Annotated in this window: 21 protein-coding genes and 1 pseudogene; 3 read left to right on the forward strand and 19 right to left on the reverse strand. The window is 56.5% G+C overall.

Annotated features, from left to right (window positions below):
* Positions 1-67: 67 nt before the first annotated feature.
* On the forward strand, positions 68-655 hold the full coding sequence (locus AC3RLQ_RS23740) for a hypothetical protein (protein ID WP_493031138.1): 588 nt from the start codon (positions 68-70) through the stop codon (positions 653-655).
* A 46-nt stretch (positions 656-701) separates the two neighbouring features.
* On the opposite strand, the gene AC3RLQ_RS23745 is transcribed toward AC3RLQ_RS23740, so the two are convergent.
* From AC3RLQ_RS23745 to AC3RLQ_RS23780, 8 genes are all read right to left on the reverse strand, one after another.
* Entirely contained in the window at positions 702-4,028 is a 3,327-nt protein-coding gene (locus AC3RLQ_RS23745; protein WP_493031139.1) for an efflux RND transporter permease subunit, read from the reverse strand.
* On the reverse strand, positions 4,025-5,713 hold the full coding sequence (locus tag AC3RLQ_RS23750; protein ID WP_493031140.1) for an efflux RND transporter periplasmic adaptor subunit: 1,689 nt from the start codon (positions 5,711-5,713) through the stop codon (positions 4,025-4,027). Before AC3RLQ_RS23750 ends, AC3RLQ_RS23745 begins: the two co-directional genes overlap by 4 nt.
* A 4-nt stretch (positions 5,714-5,717) precedes the next feature.
* Positions 5,718-6,974, reverse strand: coding sequence for a TolC family protein (locus AC3RLQ_RS23755; RefSeq protein ID WP_493031141.1), 1,257 nt, complete (start codon positions 6,972-6,974; stop codon positions 5,718-5,720).
* Positions 6,975-7,577: 603 nt separating this feature from the next.
* A complete protein-coding gene (locus tag AC3RLQ_RS23760; RefSeq protein ID WP_493031142.1) occupies positions 7,578-7,847 on the reverse strand; it encodes a hypothetical protein in 270 nt (89 codons plus the stop codon).
* A 34-nt stretch (positions 7,848-7,881) separates the two neighbouring features.
* Positions 7,882-9,951: a multicopper oxidase family protein gene (locus tag AC3RLQ_RS23765; RefSeq protein ID WP_493031143.1), complete on the reverse strand. Its 2,070-nt coding sequence runs from the start codon at positions 9,949-9,951 to the stop codon at positions 7,882-7,884.
* 592 nt (positions 9,952-10,543) lie between these two features.
* Positions 10,544-10,813 (reverse strand): hypothetical protein, encoded by a 270-nt coding sequence (locus tag AC3RLQ_RS23770; protein WP_493031144.1) that lies wholly within the window; start codon positions 10,811-10,813, stop codon positions 10,544-10,546.
* Positions 10,814-10,858: 45 nt separating this feature from the next.
* A complete protein-coding gene (locus AC3RLQ_RS23775; protein WP_493031145.1) occupies positions 10,859-10,990 on the reverse strand; it encodes a hypothetical protein in 132 nt (43 codons plus the stop codon).
* Positions 10,991-11,119: 129 nt separating this feature from the next.
* Complete coding sequence (locus AC3RLQ_RS23780; RefSeq protein WP_493031146.1) at positions 11,120-11,704, reverse strand: hypothetical protein; 585 nt, start codon at positions 11,702-11,704, stop codon at positions 11,120-11,122.
* 203 nt (positions 11,705-11,907) lie between these two features.
* On the opposite strand from AC3RLQ_RS23780, the gene AC3RLQ_RS23785 reads away from it, so the two are divergent.
* Positions 11,908-12,300, forward strand: coding sequence for a hypothetical protein (locus AC3RLQ_RS23785; protein ID WP_493031147.1), 393 nt, complete (start codon positions 11,908-11,910; stop codon positions 12,298-12,300).
* 88 nt (positions 12,301-12,388) lie between these two features.
* On the opposite strand, the gene AC3RLQ_RS23790 is transcribed toward AC3RLQ_RS23785, so the two are convergent.
* Positions 12,389-12,868 (reverse strand): hypothetical protein, encoded by a 480-nt coding sequence (locus AC3RLQ_RS23790; protein WP_493031148.1) that lies wholly within the window; start codon positions 12,866-12,868, stop codon positions 12,389-12,391.
* Positions 12,869-13,081: 213 nt separating this feature from the next.
* On the opposite strand from AC3RLQ_RS23790, the gene AC3RLQ_RS23795 reads away from it, so the two are divergent.
* A complete protein-coding gene (locus tag AC3RLQ_RS23795; RefSeq protein ID WP_493031149.1) occupies positions 13,082-13,441 on the forward strand; it encodes a hypothetical protein in 360 nt (119 codons plus the stop codon).
* A 9-nt stretch (positions 13,442-13,450) separates the two neighbouring features.
* Here the strand turns inward: AC3RLQ_RS23795 and AC3RLQ_RS23800 are convergent, their stop codons facing one another.
* The 10 genes and pseudogenes from AC3RLQ_RS23800 to AC3RLQ_RS23845 all read right to left on the reverse strand — a co-directional run bounded on the left by AC3RLQ_RS23800 (position 13,451) and on the right by AC3RLQ_RS23845 (position 20,837).
* Positions 13,451-14,731 carry a type II restriction enzyme NmeDI-related protein gene (locus tag AC3RLQ_RS23800; protein ID WP_493031150.1) on the reverse strand — a complete coding sequence of 427 codons (1,281 nt, stop codon included), beginning with the start codon at positions 14,729-14,731 and terminating at the stop codon, positions 13,451-13,453.
* A gap of 48 nt (positions 14,732-14,779) precedes the next feature.
* Positions 14,780-17,092, reverse strand: coding sequence for a multicopper oxidase domain-containing protein (locus AC3RLQ_RS23805; RefSeq protein ID WP_493031151.1), 2,313 nt, complete (start codon positions 17,090-17,092; stop codon positions 14,780-14,782).
* Positions 17,093-17,163: 71 nt separating this feature from the next.
* Entirely contained in the window at positions 17,164-17,328 is a 165-nt protein-coding gene (locus AC3RLQ_RS23810) for a hypothetical protein (RefSeq protein ID WP_493031152.1), read from the reverse strand.
* 85 nt (positions 17,329-17,413) lie between these two features.
* A complete protein-coding gene (locus tag AC3RLQ_RS23815) occupies positions 17,414-17,896 on the reverse strand; it encodes a hypothetical protein (RefSeq protein WP_493031153.1) in 483 nt (160 codons plus the stop codon).
* A gap of 192 nt (positions 17,897-18,088) precedes the next feature.
* A complete protein-coding gene (locus tag AC3RLQ_RS23820; protein ID WP_493031154.1) occupies positions 18,089-18,682 on the reverse strand; it encodes a DUF2314 domain-containing protein in 594 nt (197 codons plus the stop codon).
* A gap of 410 nt (positions 18,683-19,092) precedes the next feature.
* Positions 19,093-19,408 (reverse strand): annotated as a pseudogene (locus AC3RLQ_RS23825) (copper-transporting ATPase); the annotation flags it as partial.
* A 111-nt stretch (positions 19,409-19,519) separates the two neighbouring features.
* A complete protein-coding gene (locus tag AC3RLQ_RS23830; protein WP_493031155.1) occupies positions 19,520-19,843 on the reverse strand; it encodes a hypothetical protein in 324 nt (107 codons plus the stop codon).
* 208 nt (positions 19,844-20,051) lie between these two features.
* Complete coding sequence (locus AC3RLQ_RS23835) at positions 20,052-20,222, reverse strand: hypothetical protein (RefSeq protein ID WP_493031156.1); 171 nt, start codon at positions 20,220-20,222, stop codon at positions 20,052-20,054.
* Between the two features lie 75 nt (positions 20,223-20,297).
* Positions 20,298-20,672: a hypothetical protein gene (locus AC3RLQ_RS23840; RefSeq protein ID WP_493031157.1), complete on the reverse strand. Its 375-nt coding sequence runs from the start codon at positions 20,670-20,672 to the stop codon at positions 20,298-20,300.
* A 36-nt stretch (positions 20,673-20,708) separates the two neighbouring features.
* On the reverse strand, positions 20,709-20,837 hold the full coding sequence (locus tag AC3RLQ_RS23845) for a hypothetical protein (RefSeq protein ID WP_493031158.1): 129 nt from the start codon (positions 20,835-20,837) through the stop codon (positions 20,709-20,711).
* Positions 20,838-20,842 lie beyond the last annotated feature (5 nt).

The following is a 20,842-nucleotide window of genomic DNA, read 5'->3' on the forward strand; positions in this document are numbered from 1 at the left end:
AGAACTTTCAACCAATGAACAAACGATCAGGTTGGTAATGTTTCGTCGTTCAAATCCACAATTTCAGATGAAAAAAATGCTTCCCAAAGAAAACCTCCAAGATCGCCTTCTGCGATCCGATTGGCCGCATACCAGAGATGGCCGCAAATGGAAGAAAACCTCGTCCGCACTCGAACGACTTGTCTTTTACGCGAAAAAACTTTGCCTGCTTGGGATGACGCCGGATCAGGTGGCCGACATGTTTTCCGATCTATACTGGGATGCGTTCGGCGAATTTAAATTCATGATGCCTGAAGAATCAACAGAGGGCGAGAAAAGAAAGGTGCCATATTTTGATGAGTTTGGGATCATTTTTCAGATCAAGGTTGCCGAATTGTCTCCGGAGGAATTGAAGAGCGATTACGAATTCTACTGCAACGCATATGTGAAAGGCAAAAATGTCTGGTGGACAAATCCGGGCGGCGGCGGTGCTGGTGGTCCGTTGGACAATTTTCTTGGCATTCTGCGTCTAGACAACAATTACGCCTTCGGCCCCACAAAAAAGCAAAAAGGGTGGGATGTGTCGAAACTAGCTGAGTTGAACGCGGTGGGGGTTTACAAAAAGAAGGAAGCCCTTGTTTCAGTGAGCAAGAGAGTGACGAAATCGAAGGCATAACATGTTCGATCAGCGCTAAATGCCGAGCCACTGAAGTAGTGATGTTTTACCCAAAAGACTCATGCAATGAGCCTTTGTTGAATTCACGTCCGCGCAGCCAGAGAAAGATGACTGGCGTGACGATGAGAATGTGGATCAAGCTGGAGATCATGCCACCGATGACGGGCGTGGCCAGGGGCTGCATGACCTCCGCTCCCTGGCGGTGGCTCCACATGATGGGCAATAGCGAGGCGACGATGGTGGCGACGGTCATGACCTTCGGGCGCAGGCGCAGGCGGGCACCGTCCTTCACGGCTTGAACGAGATCGGAATAGGCGAAGGCCTTGCCGAGCTGTTCCATGCGGGCTTTGACGGTTTCTTCGAGGTACACGACCATGACGACACCCGTTTGTACCGCTGTGCCAAAGAGGGCGATGTAGCCGACCCACACGGCACCATTGAAGTTGTAGCCGAGCAGCTTTTGCAAGAGCACGCCACCACTCAGAGCAAAGGGCACGGCCAGCATGACGTGGGCTGCCTCCAGCGCACTGTGATAGACGATGTAGAGCAGCACGAAAATGATGAGCAGGACGATGGGAAAGACGATCTGCATGGTCTGCACAAAGCGGCGCTGATTTTCATACTCCCCGGTCATTTTGTAGGTCATGCCTTCCCAGTCGATGGTTTTGAGCTGCTGCTCGACTTCCTGCACGAAGCCGCCGAGGTCACGGTCTTGGACATTTGCCTGCACATAGGAGCGCAGGCGTCCGTTCTCACTGGCGATCTCATTGGCTCCGACTTCCCGGGTGATCTTCGCCACCATGCCAAGAGGGATGTAGGCGATGGTCGGCTCACTGCCTGCCGCCGCCATGCCTGCAGCCGGTGTGCTAGGGGCGCTCATACCGGAGCGTGTGGCGATGAGGATGCCGCTGAGCTTTTCGATGTCATCGCGCTCGCCACGCTGCACGCGGATCTGGATAGGAAAGCGCTGCCGCCCTTCGATGGTGGTGCTGACATTCTTGCCGCCGATGGAAACCTCCACGGCATCCAGCACATCCTTGGCAGCGAGGCCATAGCGGGCCATGGCCTGCCGGTCCACCTGGACATTGAGATAGGGCTTCCCCTGCACACGTGACGGCGACACGCCTGACGCTCCTTCAATGCGGTTGATGAGCTTTTCGACCTCGAAGGCCTTGCGCTGAATTTTATCCAGATTGTCGCCATAGATCTTCACACCTACCTGCGCCCGGATGCCGGTGTAGAGCATGAGAATGCGGTTCTCGATGGGCTGTAGAAACGCGGGTACATATCCGGGCACCTGCTTCATTTTCTCGGTCAGCTCGGCTTTCAGCTTTTCCACCGTCATGCCATCTCGCCAGGCGGGATTGCGCTTCACGCTCCAGCGGCCGTCCGCGATGTATTCAGGCTTGAGCATGATGGTGGTTTCCAGCATCTCCGTGGGTGCAGGGTCGGTGGCGGTTTCAAAGCGCCCCAGCTTGCCCGCGACAGACTCGACTTCGGGGGTAGCGGCGATGACAGTGTCCTGCCACGACATGACACGCTGAATTTCTTTGAGGCCGGTCTTGGGCATCATCACGGGCATGTAGAGCAGACTGCCTTCGTTGAGCGGCGGCATGAATTCCTTGCCGAAGCCGGTCACAGTGTCCGCCAGACGCGGATACCCGGCATCTCGCAGTTGCTTCACGGAGGAGCGGGGCAGGCCAAAGGCGATCACCAGGGAGACGGAGAGAATGACGAAAGCGCCGGCAATGACCGTCTTGCGATGATTCAATGCCCAATTGAGCGTTGGCTCATACAGACGAAGCAGGAACTTCATCACGATGTTGTGTTCCTCCGAATGGAAGGGACCACGCACCAGCAGGGAGCACAGCACCGGCACCAGCGTTACAGCCAGCAGGGTGGAACCAATCATGGCAAACGTCTTGGTGAAGGCCAGCGGATGAAACAGCTTCCCCTCCTGGCCTGCGAGTGCGAACACCGGCACGAAGGCGAGAATGATGATCGCCATGGCGAAGAAGATGGGCCGTCCGACCTGCGTGCAGGCTTCAAGCGTCACCTGCCAAGTCTCTCCTGCATCCAATCGGGAACCCTTCACCTCTTCGGCCTTTTCACAGTGCCGGATCACATTTTCCGTGACCACGATGGCTGCATCCACCAGCACGCCGATGGCAATGGCAATGCCGGTGAGCGACATGATATTGCTGGTGATGCCGAATTCCTTCATCAGCAGGAATGAAAGTAAAATCGAGATCGGCAGCGGCAATGTGACAATGAGGATGCTGCGAAAATGCCAGAGGAAAATGATGTGGGCGAGTGTGACGAGAATCATCTCCTCAAGCAGCGCATGCTTGAGTGTGTCGATGGTGCTGTCGATCAGTTCGCTGCGGTCATAGAATGATTTGATCGTGACGCCCGGGGGCAGACTTGGCGCGATCTGCGCGATCTTCTCTTTAATACGTTCAATCACCGCCTTGGCGTTTTCACCAGTGCGCATGACCACCGTGCCTCCCACGGCTTCATGTCCGTTCAAATCGAGTGCACCACGACGAAAGTCCCCGCCGATTTGCACCGTGGCAATGTCTTTTAAATAGATCGGAGTGCCTTCCATGGCCTTCACCGTGACGAGTTCGAGGTCTTCAGGGCTTTTGACCAAGCCCACGCCACGCAGGACGAACTCGGCACCGTTTTCCTCCACGACCTTGCCACCCACATTGAGGTTGGCGTTCTGCACAGCCGTCATCACATCCATGAGCGTGACATTTGTCATGCGCATTTTGGTGGAGTTCAATTCAACCTGATACTGCTTCACAAAGCCGCCGATGCTCGCCACCTCGGCCACGCCCTGCACGCTGGCGAGTTGGTAGCGCACATACCAGTCTTGTAACGACCGCAATTGCGCGAGGTCATAACCGCCGTTGGAGGACTGCGTAGAATCGACTGCGAAGTAGTATTGATACACCCACCCCAGCCCGGAGGCGTCCGGGCCAAGCTGCGGTTTCACCCCTTCAGGCATGGAGCTTTGCAGAAAGTTCAGGCGCTCCAGTACACGTGCTCTGGCGAAATAGGTGTCCACCTTGTCCTCGAAAATGATGGTGATGAGCGAGAAGCCAAACATGGAGGTGGCCCGTACTTCCTTCACGCCCGCCAGACCTTGCAGACCGGTGGACAGTGGGAAGGTTACCTGGTCCTCAACTTCCTGCGGGCTACGGCCCATCCACTCACCATAGACGAGCACCTGGTTCTCGGTGAGATCAGGGATCGCATCCACCGGGGTGAGGTAGATGGCACGCACGCCCAGAGCGATGAGCAGCAGCGCTGCACAGGCGACGAGAAAGCGATTTTTCAGGCTCCAGCCGATGATGCGCTCAATCATGGCAGCGCCTCCCCAGGTTTGATTTCCTTCACGCACTGCAGCATGTCCTTGCCGAAATACGGGTTGTGTCCCGGTCTCCCACTGAGCTGCAGCCAGTGGCCTTTGGCAGGCACGTCAGGAATGATTTGATCCACCATGAAGCACTCCCAGACCTTGAAATCGGGTGCTCCGTGCGAAGTTCGCAGTGGCTCCAATAAGGCGGTGGCGGCGACAGAAAAAGCGTGGAAGGCGACACGGGCTTTTTGAATATCATCGAAGCCATGGAAGTGTCGCGCTTTGTCCAGCGCCTCAAGGTGAGGCTTCAAGGCCGGCTGTGATTTCAGAGAGTCGATCAGTTCGCCGGTTTGCATCATCGTCGGCTCGCTGGCCTTGTTGAAGGCGGCGAGGTTGTCGGCGGAAAGCGCCGCTGCCATCGCATCGGCTACTTTCACGAATTCAGCGATGGTCTTCTGCTGCGCCGGACTCAAATCAACCATTGGAGCAGGCATGGCAGGCGAGGCGAAAGAGCGGTTCATTTCCGCCTGTCCGTCGATGAGCAGATTGCCGTTCGTAACGATCTTGTCGCCAGCCTTGATGCCGGAGACGATCTCCACCAAGGTGTCGCCTCGACGTCCGGTCTGTACGACGTTGCGAGCATACGCACCACCGCCTTGATCGACATAGACCACGGCTTCCGGTCCGGTCTGCATGACGGCAGATTTTGGCACTGCGAGTGCCTCCGGCAGCTCCACTTTCACCGCGCCTTCGGCATACAGTCGGTGCAGCAATTCGCGGTGGCTTTCAACCAGCGGATTCGGCAGCTCCACACGAACCTGCGTGGAGCGGGTGGATTCATTGAAATTCGGATCAATGAAGGTGATCTTGCCGGCAAAGACCTTGCCCGGAACAGATGGAGTAGTGACTTCCGCCGTCTGTCCGACTTTGATCCACGGCATGTCCTGCTCATAAGCATTGAACAAGAACCACATGATGTTGAAATCGGCGATCTCAAAGAGCTTCTCTCCCGCCGTCACATACTGGCCTTCGAAGACGTTGTGGGCGACCACGGTGCCGGTGAGCGGCGCAATAATCTCCGAGTTCAATGTATCGTCAGGCTTGCTTGGGAGTGCGGCGATCTGCTCCGGCGTGAGCCCCATCTGTCGCAGCCGCAGTGCGGTGCTTTTTCTCAGTTCTCCAGTAAGCTGGCGATACTCTCGTTCTGTCTGCAACAGCGTGGGGCTGTAGAGCAAAGCAAGTGGTTTGCCCGCCACGACTTCGATGCCATGATGATTGGCAAACAGCTTGTCGATTCGACCATCCACATAAGTGGTGAGGATGCGATGACGTCGCTGGTCTTCATTGATGGCGCCTGCGACACGTAGCGTCTTAATGAGCGGCTGCCTCTTTGCTTCCACCGTCTCCACCTTGAGCACCTGAATTTGGGATTGCGTGAGCGGCACGACATCCCCTCCAGCGGCATCGAATCCCTTGTCACCTTCATAAACAGGCGTCAGTTCCATGCCGCAAATGGTGCAGCGTCCCGGCTTGTCGCTCTTGATCCATGGATGCATGGCGCTCTGATAAAACAACACTTTGCGTTCACCCGAGGCCGCCATAGCAGGCATGCTGGGAGAATGGTTGTCACGCAGAAACCAGCCTGCGCCGGCTGCGGCAATGACAAGGAGAATAATGAGAAAGCTTTTCATGGAATTAATTCGAAGAGGTGGTTGCCAGGCTTCCGGTGAGTGCTGCCAGTGCCTGAGCTGCGACGTTTTGTGCGGCAAGAGCCCGTTTATATTCCTGCCGTGCCTGGAGCAGTGCTCGCCGTGCTTCGAGAACTTCAAGCAAAGTGGCTTTGGACGATACCCAGGCGTTTTGTAAAGTCTGGACGGTCTTCTCTGCCTTGGGCAAGACCTCAGTGGCGTAAGCATCAGCCAGACGGCGATTGTTCTCCGCCTGCGTCAACATGCTGGTGACCTGCGTGTAGAGGATGCGCTGCTCAGCGGCCAGGTCGCTTTGGGCGGCATCGCGCTGGCTCTCGGCCCGCGCAATGTCAGCGCGATAGACGGAGCGGTTGAACCATGGCATGGTCATCTTGAGCGTGAACATCGTCATCATGTCGTGGGTGTTGCCCTGTGAATAGCCATAGACCTGAACCCCAGCGGAAAACACCGGCTTGCGCTTCTCCCGTGCGGCATCTGCTGCTGCCTGAGCGCCTTCGGCTTGATGGCGCAAGCCGGCCAGCCTGGGATTGTTGTGCTCTAAGCGAACTTTCAACGAGATGGCATTCAGCACTTCCTGTGCTTTGACTGGCAGTGCGAGAGGCTGCCACTGATGCTCCACCGAACGCCCGAGCAGCAGATTCAAGGTGGTGCCGTACTGGCTTCGCTGACGTTTTGCCGCCGCCAGCGTTTGTATCTGCATGGCGAGTTCGCTTTCCAGCCGAAGGGTCTCGGTTGCCGTTGCATCCGGGCTTTTGGCGCGTTGCTCAGCGGTTTTCACGATGGTTTGCAGCCAGTTCACATTCTCTGTTTGCAGGCGCACGACTTCATCTGCCAGCGCCAGTTCCAGCACACCCTGCGCGACAGAGAGAGCGAGTTCATTCGACGACTGCCGCTTTGCAGCCTGCTGCACCTGCTGCTCGGCAACGGCACGTCGCTTCTCCGCCTGGTAAAGCTTGGGTCGTGGCAGCATCTGATCGACGCCCACCAGGATGTCGCCGTTGAACTGGCGGTTCATTTGGTTGGCAAACAAGGTGCCGAGGCCGAGCTGCGGATCTTCCCAAAGACGCACGGCACCGATGGCGGACGTGGCGGCTTGAGTTCGTGCTGCCGCCGCTTCGATGGAGGGATGGGTGGTGATTGCCTCATGGATGAGGCGGTTGATGAATTGAGGGGAGACATCATCGGCATGAGCCGTGATAGCCATGGCCAGCGCAATTGCGGGCCAGTAAAAGGATGAGTACATGAGCTTTGAGTCGTTGCGGGTTCTTGAGGTCCAGCCTTTCACGCGCATGATCCGTCATGGGACCGCGGGGCATGGGCACAATGCGTCTGTCAGAGGCGCAGATTCAATTCAGCAACGAGCAGAACAACACTGGCAACCGGACATGCGGTTGCATGTCAGCACAGCGTTCATAAAAATGCGCCTTAGTAGGTTCTTTTCCTGCTGCTTCCAGTGAAAGGAAAGAAACGCATGGTGTCCACAAGGTGGCAGGAACAAGCTGTCGTCCCGCCACCGGAGGTGTGCTGGCCGGTGCAGGCAATGAAGGAGCCTGTGCAGGCTCCGTGCAGCAACAACTCATTGTGCCGGTGGTGCAACATTCCATCCGGCACACAGGCTGCGCATCTCCATGCGTCACTGCGGCTGCAGGCACGGCCTGCACCACAAGCGCAAAGACAAGGATGATGAAACGGAAGAATTGCATGATAGGCAGCAAGTTTTATGGGATAGCACGATTCGTGCAAACTACTCTGGGAGAATGCGCCCCCCAAACGCCATGAAAAAACCGGCTGATTCCTGTGCATGGCTGATCAAGAAGCCAGCACAGGAACGGCCGGATGGCCTGGCTTACAGGAGTTTTGCCATATATTTGGCGGGGTTGGCCTGGAACTTCTTCACGCAAGGAGCGCAGCAAAATTTGAGTTCCTGGCCTTGATAAACCAGGCGCTGCTCGTCGCCCATGGAGCCAAGATCGTTGTCAGTGACAATGCATGTGTTGCGAGGATAGGCCTTGGCTCCGCCAAGGCTGCTTGACGTGCCGCTGGCACATGCGGTGATGACGATTGCGGTGCCTGCGCATAGGAGGACGAGGAGTGTGTTTTTGAATGTGGTTTTCATAGGGTGGGGCGTGTGTTTGGGTTTGCTGTTGGGATTAAAAGCGATACGAGAGACCAGCGCCGAGGCCATAGTCGGAGCTGTAGGAGGTGATCAGGCCGAGGTTTTTGCTGAGGGTGTAGTTGGTCCAGGCGAGCCATTCGAGCCCCTGTGCCGGATTCGTGTCATACTCGACACGGCCAAAGACGCTGAGACGGCTGGTGAGCTGGAAAGTTTTGAACAGGCCAAAGCGCATGTTGCCAGTGCCTTCCACCGCGAATTGGGCGCTGAACATATATGGAAGCAGGTGGGTGAAGCCTGCAATCGGAGTGTTTTGCTTGTGCAGCAGATTTGTGAATCGAAAGCCGGCGAATGTCATCCAGCGCATGTCGATGTAGCGCTGCCAGGTGGATTCGATTTCGTACTCCGGGCCTAGGCGTGGATCGAGGCCGGGATGTTTCCAGCCGGTCTCCCAGTTGATACCAAAATCATTGCGGGTGTTCATCAGCCGGGCGAAACCCATACTCATCTGGCTTTGAATATTGCCATCCACAAGGAAATAAAACGGATTTTCCATCTTAAGATCGAGGTTCGGTTTGTGCGCTGGCCCCTGGTCGTCATAGCTGAGCACTTTCATCATGCCTGCGTGCATGTGATAGAGCAGGTGACAGTGGAAGGCCCAATCCTTCTCTTCATTGGCGTAGAACTCGATCAAGCGACGGCTCATAGGCGGCACGTCCACGGTGTGCTTGAGCGGAGCATAGCTTGGGTTGGGGCCGTCCTGCATGAGCAGCCGGAAGAAATGCCCGTGCAAGTGCATGGGGTGGTGCATCATGCTGTTGTTGACGAGTTCCAACTGAAGCACTTCACCGCGCTTCACCGGAATGGTGCTGCCTTCACTGAGCGTCGTGTCGTTGATGGTCCAGATGTAGCGCATCATGTTGCCGCTGAGCTTCAGCGTGACTTTTCGTGCCGGCGCATTCTTGGGCAGGGTGGTGGGCTTGGTGGCCTTGAGGCGCTTGTAGGGTGGCAATGGACGCGGTTTTTCGGCAGCGAGCGCCGCTTGGTCGGAAAGGCCGCCGGTTTCGTCGAGCTGATCGAGCACAGCGGCGATGGCGGCATTCATGCTGTAGGGATTGATTCGCTCGATGTCAGGGGCGGGTTGTTCTTGGCCGCTGCCGATGAAAACGGACGCACGGCCCGAACCGTCTTGCGAGGTGGCGCGGAACTCCCATGCGCCTGATGGCGGCACGGTGACCATCAAATCGTAGGTCTCAGCCATGCCGATGAGCAGACGATGCTGGCTGATCGGCTGCACATCCATGCCATCGGCAGCGATGATGGTGAGCGGCCCGGCGGCGGAGTTCAGGTAGAAATAAGTGGAGGCGGCAGCATTGATGATGCGCAGACGCACTTTTTCGCCGGGCTTCGCAATGATGTTGGAGCGCGGCCTGCCGTTGATGAGAAACGCATCAAAGGCGACGTCTGCCACGTCCATCGGCGGCAGTCGTGACTTCTCTCGCTTGAAGTAATCTTTGAGATTGCCCGCATGCTGAGCGCCCAGGATGGACTGCGCCATGCCTCGGCGGATGGCATACCACTCACTGTTGCGCATGAGCGTGCTCATCACTTCGTGGGGATTTTCATTGGTCCAGTCGGAGAGCACGAGCACGATGTCTTGGTCCACCTTGATTTTTTCACCATTTTTGGGTTCGATGACGATGCTTCCATACACGCCGCGCTGCTCCTGCAAGCCGGTGTGACTGTGGTACCAGTAGGTGCCTGCTTGTTTGAGCGGGAACTCGAAGGTGCGGGATGTGCCTGGGATGATCGGCGGTGTGGTGAGATAAGGCACTCCGTCTTCGAGGTTCGGCACCAGCAGACCGTGCCAGTGGGTGGAGACTTCTTCCCCCTTGAGGCCGTTTACCACATGGATGCGGGCGATGTCGCCCTCTTTGAAATGCAGCGTGGGACCCGGAAGCCCCCCGTTGATGGTTAGCGCCCGCACCAGCTTCCCGGCTGGCGAAATCAGCGTTTCCTTAATGTCGAGGGTATATTCGACCACCTTGGCGTGAATGAGAGTTGTCGCGGCGCATAGAGCTGTGAGTGTTGCTAAAAATAATTTCATGATCAGGAGAGCTTGTGGACTGTATAAAACCGTGGCCGTCCGAATGTGGCAGCGGCGTTCAGTGCGAGTCAGTCAAAGCGTGGCATCAGGGCCGACTGACTTATCCGATGCCGGACTCGTTCGCTCCACCCGTTCTCAACGTGTGCCGATGCCTGGACACACCACGGGCAGGGAACGTCCAGCGTCACCACAAGGGCGAGCAGTGCCAGATATGCAGTGGAACCTTGCCGTGTGACAGAGAGCCAGCATCATGGCTGGCGAGCAACATCTGTTTAGAGGCAAGTGGTGAGAGAAGCAGAGCCCGGCTTTCATCTGAGCCGGGCGCTCCTGCCCAGCCATGTGCCATGTCCGAACGCGCCGGAAATGCAGGCGTCTGGCTGCCAGGAGCAGAGTCGTCAGGCTGTGAACAAGCGCAGCTTCCAGGCTGGCAGCAGGCGCAATGCGGCGCATCCATCACCGTCTCCTCCAGCATCACCTGTGCGCAAACAGGCTCCACCATCAGGCACGCCCACACTGCCCCTGGCAGGGCCAGGCGAAGCAGCATGAGAATGACTAAAGATGTCTTCATGTGATGAGGGCGGGAAGCGATGAGCTACTTTCCTGCCAGTTTTTTCAGATATTTGGCAGGATCTTTGTCAAAGTCTTTGCGGCAGGCTTTACAGCAGAGCTTGATCTCCTGGTCCTTGTATACAAAGACAACGGGTTTGCCCATCTCCCCGAGCTTGTCACCGGAGACGACACAGGTGCCGGGTTTGTAAGGCTTGTCGTGGTCATGTCCGTCATGGGCGCTCAGCGAGGACGCCGAGGTCAGGGTGAATACGGCGATGAAGGCCGTGAGTATGATGTTGGTTGTCGGTTTCATGTGCGTTTTGATTGGAAAATAGTTCCTGGCGTTCAGCGCTGGCGATCAATGATAATGTGCGGAGCCATCGGCGTGGATGTGCGGCTCGTGGCCTTTGTGGCTGCCATTTTTTGACTGGCAGGCATTGATGGTAAGCGTGGCTGCAAGAGCCAGGCTGAAGGCGATGATTTTTTTCATGTTGTGGTGCTGTTCGATTGGGTTGGCTACGGAGGTGTTGACCGCAGTCCATCGAGTTCAATGCCGCTAGGCGCAAAACCCCTCCGAATTTCTATCTTTTGTGAGATCACGACTGACCCACACAGGCAATCAATGGTCATGCGAAAGTTTGACCGCTGCCGGTTTGGTGTCCCCGCGAATTTCCACATGACGGATTTTGCCGCCTGCGTCTGCAATCCAGCCAGAGGCCGCCAGCGTGGCTGCCGCCAACGCACCGGCCAGAAGCGCCAAGGGCGGCGCAAAACGAACTGCCCGCCATGAGGCGATCAGCGCCCCTGCGGCAGCCACGGCAGCGATCCAAAAGAGCCAGATCACTTGCTCTGCGCGGTCCATGTGCAAATCAAGCCAGTTCTGCCCTGCCTCATCGGCGAGGCCGCGCACCGGTTTGTAGGCCTGCTGCCCCAGCCAATAGGTCATCAAGCCGCCGACCGTTCCAAGGAGCAGCAGCACCAGGGCGATTCGTCTGGCCGGTGCGTTTTTCGCGAGCAGCGCCAAACCAAGCGCAAGCAAGCCGGACAGCGTAATGAAAATAGGCATGTGATTGGTCAGCAGGTGCAGATGCGCAGGATCGAGTTCCATGGGCAATGAGGAGGCACTGTGGGTTTCAGAGCCGTGCGCCTGTGCCACGGCGGCAGAGGCGACAAGAGTGATGGTGAGGAGGGAGGAATGCTTCATGGCATACGCTAGAACTCCGTTGGATGAACAACCCCTCTGCTTTTCTCACGGAATGCCGCCGGACTGAACATTTTTTATGAATTCATGAGGGTTTGTGCTCGCGCCAGCGTTCCAAGATAAGAAACAAATTGAATACGCCGCAAAAGGCATCGTCTGAAAACCAGACCTCGCACTGAGGCAACCGAAACCAAACCAAAACCATTATGAAAACAATTGTCACCTCCCTCGCCATGGCCGCCATTTTTGGCCTTGCGGTCCCCACCGCATCACAGGCCGGAGACGCCCACCACGGGAGCGGACATCATTCCCAGCATTCCTCATCTAGCCAGCACTACTACGTTCATGGCGGCCATCAGTCCGGCCATCCCGGCTACTACCCGAACGGCTATCAGTCCAGCCACGGCTATGGTTACGGTCACGCACCGTCGTATCCGAATTACGGCCATGGCACCTACCAGCCCAGCTACGGTCATGGTGGCTACGGACACAGCGGCTATCAGTCCGGCTACGGTCACGTGCCGAGCCATTATAACGGCGGCCACATCAGTCTGCCGGGGATTCATTTCAGTTTCGGCGGGCATGATGCCCGCCGCTAGCAGGAGTTGAGTGTTGAGATAACCCACCGGAGAGGAGTCTCCGGTGGGTTTTTCATTGGATAAAACAAACCGTTCGTTCCCAGACCTTTCATTTCGAGCCATCCACCAGCTTTTTGATGCTTTCAATGCTGTAGGCCTCCCCCGCGAGTTGGTCACCGATAAAGGCACGTACCGCCCAACCGTGGTAACGAATGCCAGTGGCCTCAACGGTTTTGAATCTGGCGCGCCTGCCACTGCCCGTTCTGACACTGTGACGGGGCGTGTAGGTGAAGGTGGTTGGCTTGGTCTTGATCATGGCAAGCTTGCTCTGCGCAAGTTCCACGGTATTTGCGCCCGCCGTCTGGTTGATGACCTTCTTTGCTGTCAGATCATCGCCATACAGGATCCACTCAATCCGAACTTTCTCCTTTTCCAAATGAAACGCGGTGGCGGAAATCTCCAGCCAGCGCTGATGGACTTCTTGCACACTGCCTTTGGGGGCGTCGTGTTCGCCTTTGACGGCGACTTGGAGGCGAACACTGTTGTCCGCCGGTGTTTCTGTCGCCGTGGTAATCACGGGCGAAGACAAAGTACGCAGGAGTGCAATGTCTGCGTGTTTGGGTGCATGAGGTTATTACGGAATGTGTTTTCATGGTTTGGATGGAATGATGAAGTGATGATTGTGATGGTCACCACCGGGATGGTTTGGTCATGGTTCAACTCTGTTTTGAGGCCAAATTCTCGGTATTATCCCGATAAAATAGATTGACGGGCAAGGCCGTTTTCTACCCATTGTTTCACCATGAACACTCACCCTCTCTCATCCAAGATCAGTCCGCGTTCTTTCCTCTCCGTTATCGTGCTGTCGATGCTGGGCCTGTTCCTGCCAACCCTTCATGCCGAACACGATCATGATCATCTCCTCGTCACCATTGACAGAGATTTGGGTTACGACCCGGATGCCGAAATTCACAAGGTGCAAGTGTCCACCGCCACCCGTTCCTACATCGTCACGCTGCATGGCACGATCGCTGCAATTCGTGATCATGTGGGAAAGCAGGCGCGTATCAGCATCGACCATCACGACACTTGGACCCACTTTGCCCTTTCCGATCATCCCCGAGCCGTCCGCATTCATACGGTGAAGCGTATCTTGGAATGATCCATGTGCTCACACCAACGTGCGCGACACGGCATGGATGGCCTTCAGTCCTTCGCCAAACCGGCCGATGGATTCGCGATGCTTCTCCAACTCACCATAAGGCAGGTAGCGCAGTTGTAGATCAGCCACGCGTTGGAAGGCGGGGCGTACCAACTGCGCCCGCACTTCTTCCTCACGGCTGTCAGGAGCCACAAGAAACAGGCCGCGCACGGACTCACCTCCTGCACCCAGCGCTAAATCGAGCATCCGCATGATGCCGGAATAGATCGAGGTGGAATGCTCCACTTCGAATGCAGCGGCGACCGCAGGGCTGTCCTTGTTGAGCCACAGCACGTCAATCAAGCGAACCATCTCAACCCCCGCAGCAGATGCGAGGGGTTCAGGCAGAGTCGCCAGACAACCGTCACCTAGTTTTCCTTCGCCGTGGGAACGGCTGCGGTCATTGGCGGCGATCCAGACATCAAAGCCAAGGGCATGCCCTAGATCGCGCAGCCAGCTTTGAATTTCTGTATGTGTGCGATCTCCCTCCAGCGCGGCCAATTGTTGTTTGGAAAGGGCAGAGGCTGCTTCTTCGCGGACCTTTGCCATATCTGTTTCCCACATGGCCCTGGCAGAGGCTTCATTATCTGCCGGTGGTAGCGGATACCGGCCACTCCCGATGTCAAAGAGGAGTCCGGCGATGGCTCCGAGATCGTTGGAGAGCAGCGAACGGTGTTCGTTATTCAGCCTCAGCACGCCGCTGCGCATGGCGAGGTATTCCTGCCAGCTCCCCAGCTTCACTTTCGCTCCTGTGAGCGCATTGTAGCCTTTGACCATTGCGGTATTAAAAGGGCTTACCACTGTCGGGTGGATGAAATACAGCAGGTTGGCCACCGCAGGCCCCAGCCCTTTGATCTGCCGGGCATCCAAAGCATGTATGGCCGCCACAATCTCTGCTTCACAGGTGCAACAGTCGCAGGTGTTGAGAAATCTTCCAAATACCCGCTGGTTCTCGCTATTCTCGTAGATGTCGGGGATGCGAAGTTTCGGCTTCCACAGAAAGGCGTGATCAGCTCCTTTGAAAATCTGCCGTTGTTCGGCCACGGAATGAACCACGGTTTCCAACGACGAACCGCGATAGGCAGTGCCAAACGTGCCACGTTCGATATCCGTTACCACAGCAGCCAGACCCCGGCGGATGGAACGGAAGTTCTTCAGCCGCTCCTCCCATAGAAACCAGGTGCGATAGGCGCTGCCAGCGTCTTCGCGCCAACGGGTGAGCAGGGTTCTGAATGCGTCAGTGGAGATCATCAACCAACATGTATAACAGATGTTCTGACAGTTTTACAAGTGGTGGAATCAAAACCGGAAACCGACACCCGCACCCACTCCGTATTGATTGTGATACCAACCGACAAGAGAGACAGTTTTATGGAGGTAATACTCGACTCCCACGGTAGTTTCCCAAATCGCCTTGGTGTCATACTGCGCGCGGCCAAAGAGTGAAAACCGGGCGGTGATGGGGAAAACTTTGCTGACGGTGAAGCGAAAGTCGCCATCGGTGTCCACTGAGGCCTGGGACTGGATGAGGAACGGCAGCAGGTAGCGGGTGCCGAACATGGCGCGGTTCCGGTTGATGCCGGTGCTCCACTCGTAACTGGCGAAAGTGCTAAAGTTCGAGGTGAAGAAGCGGTCGTAATCCAGCCCCATCTCGTATTGAGTCCGGCTGCCATTGCCGAGGCGCAACTGCCAGTGGGCCATGAGGCGATTGCGATTGTTCTGCATGGAGACGGTGCCCTCGCTGATTTGGGACAGCAAAACGCCTTCACCGAAGAATAACAAGGGGTCATGCACGCCACCAAACAGCGTGGAGTGCCTCATCGGATGCTCGGCCATGTAGGTCGTCACCGGCGCTTCCTCGTAATGAACGACGCGCATCATGCCCACCTCGGCATGATAAAGAAGATGGCAGTGCATCATCCAGTCGCCCGGTTCATCAGCGGCGAATTCAATGGTGCGGCTGGTCATGGGCGGCACATCCACGGTGTGCTTCATGGGGGACAGGCTGCCTGCGCTGGTGACGAGGCGGAAGAAGTGCCCGTGCAGATGCATGGGATGGTGCATCATCGAATCATTGATGAAGGTGAAGCGCACTTTCTCCCCACGCCGCACGTTGATCATGTCTGCCTCGGTGAAGGTCTTGCCGTCCAGCGTCCAGACGTAGCGGATCATGTCGCCTTGAAGGCGGAAAGTGTATTCACGCAATGGCCGGGAGTCTGAAATCACCGTGGAACGCAGGGCGCGTAGTTTTTCATACGGGCTGCCAGGGCGTTCCGGATCATCCATGCCCTGCATTCCAGCCATAGACGGCATGCCCTTCATGGCTGCACTGCTTTGCTGCTTGGCGGGCATCGGCATGGTGCTGTGGTCCATGCCTTTCATATCTGCCATGGAGTCAGTTTTCGTTGTCGGTTGCTGTGGCGGCATCCCTTTCATACCGGGCGCCGTGCTGTGACCCATCGCAGGTGCGGGCGTTTCTATGTCACCCTCGCCCATGCCTGCCATGTTACTGTCATCCATGCCCTTCATCCCTTTCATTTCCGGCATGCCATTCATTTTGTTCTTGTCTTCCGTTCCGCTCATCCCGGCCATGGCACCCATCTTGTAAATATTGGGTTTCGGCACATTTGGTGCGGCATGTCTTTCCCCTTGTCCGATGAACAGGCTGCTTTGGCCGGTGCCATCCTGACTTGTGGCACGCAGTTCCCAGGCTCCGCCTTTGGCCGGCACCTTCACCAGCAGATCATAGGTTTCTGCGATGGCCATGAGGAAGCGGCCGGTTTCCACAGGCTGCACTTCTGTGCCATCGGCGGCGATGATTTTCATGCTGCCGCCCGCGTAGTCGAGATGGTAATAGGTGGCGGCGCTCGCGTTGATGAGCCGCAAACGCACCGTTTCACCAGGTAGCGCTGGAAATTCAACGGCGGGTTTGCCGTTGGCGAGAAAAGCGTCATAACCCACATCAGAAAAGTCCATGGGCGGCATTCGTGACTTCGAGCGTTTCACCATGTCAGGCCAGGCGTTGTGCCGGATGGCACCAATGATGCTTTGAAAGGTGCCCTTTTTGATCTGCTGCCACTCAAAGCCCGCGCGGAGTTGGCTCAGCACATCATAAGGGCTCTCGTTCGTCCAGTCTGAGAGCACCACCACAAGGTCATGACCTGTCTTGATGCGCTCCCCTCCTTTGGGGGTAATGACGATGCTCCCATAAATGCCGAGCTGTTCCTGCAAGACACTGTGGGAGTGATACCAAAAGGTGCCGCTCTGCCGCAACCGGAAGCGATACTCGCGCATCTCGCCTGGTTTGATGCCAGCCATGTTCACATGCGGCACACCATCCTGATCATTCGGAACGAGCAGGCCATGCCAGTGAATGGAGGTTTCTTCCTTCAAATCATTCCGCACCCGCAGAACGGCGTCATCGCCTTCGGTAAAGCGCATTGTCGGTCCGGGGATTGAGCCGTTGATCGCCATTGCACGTCGCTCCTTGCCGCCGAAACTCACCGTCATCTCTGACAGGTTCAGGTCATAGTTCACGGTCTTTGCGAACACGGCAACTGGTTCGTACAGGAGAAACAATGACAGCAGAGTGAAGAAAGTACGGCAGGGCATGATTGCAGACCTTTGAAGTTGGATCAAACACGGCGACCACGCGTGAAGAGGCCGCCGTGACTGTGCAGGTGCTACATTTTCATGCCTTGCATGGAGCCGCCCTTTTTCATGTTGGCGTGCTCCCCGGCGGACATGCCAGGCATGGGTTGATTTGCAGGAGCGGATGACTTGGAAGCACAACTGCTGACGATGACCACTGTGGTGGCAGCAAGGATGAAGGCGATGAGTTTGTTCATGATGGTATGTATTCGTGGTTGAGTTTGCATTTGGTTCTGTCGGAATCCGGCAAATTTGAATTCCGGGAAATGATGTCGCGACTATTCATGGACCACATGCCGATGTCGAGCCTTCAATGCCGCAGGCGGGGGCGTCGCGAAACTCTGGGTGTCGCACACGCCCCACTGCATAGCTGATCCAGCCGCCAACGCCCACGCTTGCGGCGGCGAGGGGCAGAGTCGCCAGCGGCACGGCGGTCTTGGACTTCCATTTTGGCACAGCAAGCGCTGCCCCTGCGACGAGCATCAAGGCATAGTCGATGTAGATGGTGCTTTCTGCTCGCTGTATGTGGTTGTCGAGCCAGACCTGGCCTGGTTCATCGGCTATGCCACGCACGGATTTGTAAGCTTGATATCCGAGAAACAGCACCGGATAGGCTGCAGCGGAACTGACCAGGACGACGGCCAATGCCACGATCTGTGCCTGCCTGCTTTTCAGGAACAGAGCGATCACAAGCGCGAAGATTCCCACCCCGACGCCAATGACCAGCACATGATTGGAAATGGCGTGGAGGTATTCAGGTTTCATGGCTGGTCGTGGGAGATGTCTTGAGGCACAGCTTGAACTCCGCCGCCTGTAAAAGCCCTCAAAATAACTGTTGGGCAAAGTCTGTGCTTGAAAACAGCGGCAGGCCATGGGGTGTTCACCCCATAACCGATGAGAACCGGACCCAGCCCGAGCATGGAGCCATGCCTCAAGCCGCACCCGGTGCAGGTAGCATCAGTTCTTTTGCCTGGTTCGAGCCAGTTCGTCAAACAGGCGCAGTGTGTAGCCGCCTCGGGTGCCTTTGCCTTTCCCTGTGCTGTAGAGCCAGTCATCCACATCAGCGATGGGGATGTGCAGGGCTGCACCATGCTTCGCTTTGGTCAATGTCTCAGGATCGCTGACGAGTCTGCCGTGAACCTGCGTGTCGTCGATTTCATTGATTTGCAGCCACAGATACTCGCGGGCCTCACGCTCGATGATGCAGCCCTTGACCGCAAAATACTGGTCTTTGCCGCGTATTTTGAACGCTTGGATGAACGCAGGCCAGTTTTTTCTCGTCTCTGCCTGCGCAACCAGGAGCTGTGGACCGTCGTCATTGATGGTGACGGTGTTGCCAGAGGCTTCAGCCCCGGCCAGCCCGGCGGGGACGAGGTCTTGCAATGGATCAGGGCTTTTCAGATGACCGATGAGTGTCGCATCATTGAGGTGAAACTGATCGGTGTCCGGGCTGTAAATCGCCAGGGTGTCCTTGCGCACCAACTGCACGATGATCTGGCTGATCCGCTGATAGATGACACGCAGGTTCGCCTTAGCGTCGTTCTTTCCCATCGGATGTATGCGTTTTGCCCGATGCTGGTGACCGCGCACCGTCAACGACGCTGCTCGTGTTTGCCAACTTTCTGCTCCTGCACATCCTTGGCGCAGATAAATTTTCGGTTAAAACTTCGATTTTGAAATCAGGACGAGATTCAGCTGAATAGGCTATCGCTGTTGCCGTCAATTCTGGACGGTCCGCCCAATTCTGCCAAGGGGGACTCTGCCAACCGGAGAAAAGATAAAGCTGCCCGTCGCGACGCATGCCGGCGCTGGATTTATAAATAACACACCTCCCGTTTCCAGCGGATTGCCTGTCTCCGGTTCCATCACCACTCCGAGTCGCTACCACTGAATCGGGTGACTCGCGATGTCATGTTCGACGTGTGGGTTTATAATAACTTCACGCATCTCAAGCGCAGCGCCTAGGTGATGACGGACACGGAACTCAAGCTCATCGCGGCTCCGGCAAGCATGGGATTGAGGAGCAGCCCAAAGAAGGGATAGAGCACACCCGCCGCGACTGGAATGCTCAGCGGTTGTAGAGAAAGGCGAAGAGGAGGTTCTGCCGGATGTTGGGCATGGTGGCGCGACTGTGGCGGATGGTTTTGGCGATGCCGTGTAGGTCGACTTTCATGAGCGTGACATCAGCACTTTGCATGGCGACATCATTGCCTGTGCCCATGGCGTGCCGACTTCTGCTTCGCTAAGCGCGGGTGCGCCGTCACCAGCTATTACCAATGTGGATTGGCCTGATCCTCACCAGAGGCCTGGATGGTGATGGTCCGTGTGCAAACAAAAAGGCCGCGAGCGGATGCATCCGCTCGCGGCCAAACTACGACCCAAAGAAGCTTAGTGGCTGGTGCAATGGTGCATGGTGCCGCCGCAGGTCTTGCAGACGTGCTGCGTGAAGGAGCCGGTTTTCACCCAGGCGATGACCTTGTTTTCGCAATCCGGACAGCTCATGCGACTGGAAGATTTCAGCGTGATGAAGCCACTCTTGGCACCAGCCGCACCCGCACCAGCTGTCGCGGGAGTCTTGAAGTAGATGGTGCCACACTTCGTGCAACTGACGGCACTCGTGGGTGTGGCGGAGGGCGCCGCGCAGGAAGCGAGCAGCAGGCTGGCGAAAGCTGCGAGGGACAGGAGGGTGGAGCGGATGAGTTTGGTCTTCATGGATGTAATATGGTTGCAAAGAACCAAGTTTTTATGTAGCAGAGTTTGTGCCAAAAGAAATGGTATTTAGGCAGGTCACTGCCATCCACTCCGATTTTGCCGGACTCCTCGTGCGGTGTTGGTGATTCAAGGCATGCTTGACTAGCGCCATGTATTTGGCCGGTTCTTTGTTGAAGTTCTTGAGGCAGGATTTGCAGAAGAGCTGCACTTAAATGCCGGCATGCTTGAAAACATAAGGCTTGCCCATGTCGCCGCCGAGCTTGTCGCCGGAGACGACGCAGGTGTGCAGCGAGTAGTGCATGCTGTGATGAGCGAATGCCTGGGTTGCAAGGCTGAAAACGGCAGTGGCGAGGAGAGTGCTGAGGCTGAGGAGTTTCATCTTCGTGGATTGATTGAGTGTGGTGTTTGAGGTTTCCCGAAGGGAGAGGACTGCTTGGTCGAGAAAGGCTGATGTTTATTCATGTCCGTCCGCATCTCGCGCTAAGGCTGGACGTTTGGGCGCGGGCTGTTGCGGTGTGAGCAGCACGATATGCGTCACGAAATCGGGTCCGAAGAACGGCCTATGCAGTCGCAACCTTACTCTCATCCCCGGCTTGAGATGTGCGGGCATCAATTCACCTTCGCCGTGCCAGAACCTGGCCCAGCGGGTGTAAACGAACTGACGAACGGGGCCGTCCTCCTGGGCAAAGGTGATCTGACGCGTGGTGTGATCGACCGCCTGCACGATGCCAGCCATGGAAGTGCCCTGGGGGCTTCTCGCATCGGCGATGCCCGGCGTGCAAAGGAAAACTGCCAGGAAGAGAAGCGCTGCAAAGTCGCGAAATTTCATAACTTGAAGATTTGTGTCTGGCCGAAGCCGGAGGATTTAGTGTTTGTGAGCGGCTTTCACCATGGCGGCGTATTTGCCGGGCTGGGCATTGAATTCATTGATGCATGATTTGCAGCAGAGGAGCATCTTGGTATGATCATGGGTGGCCTTGACGGGCCTGCCCATGCTGC

It is taken from the genome of Prosthecobacter sp. GW821-HT29F12, assembly GCF_058803405.1.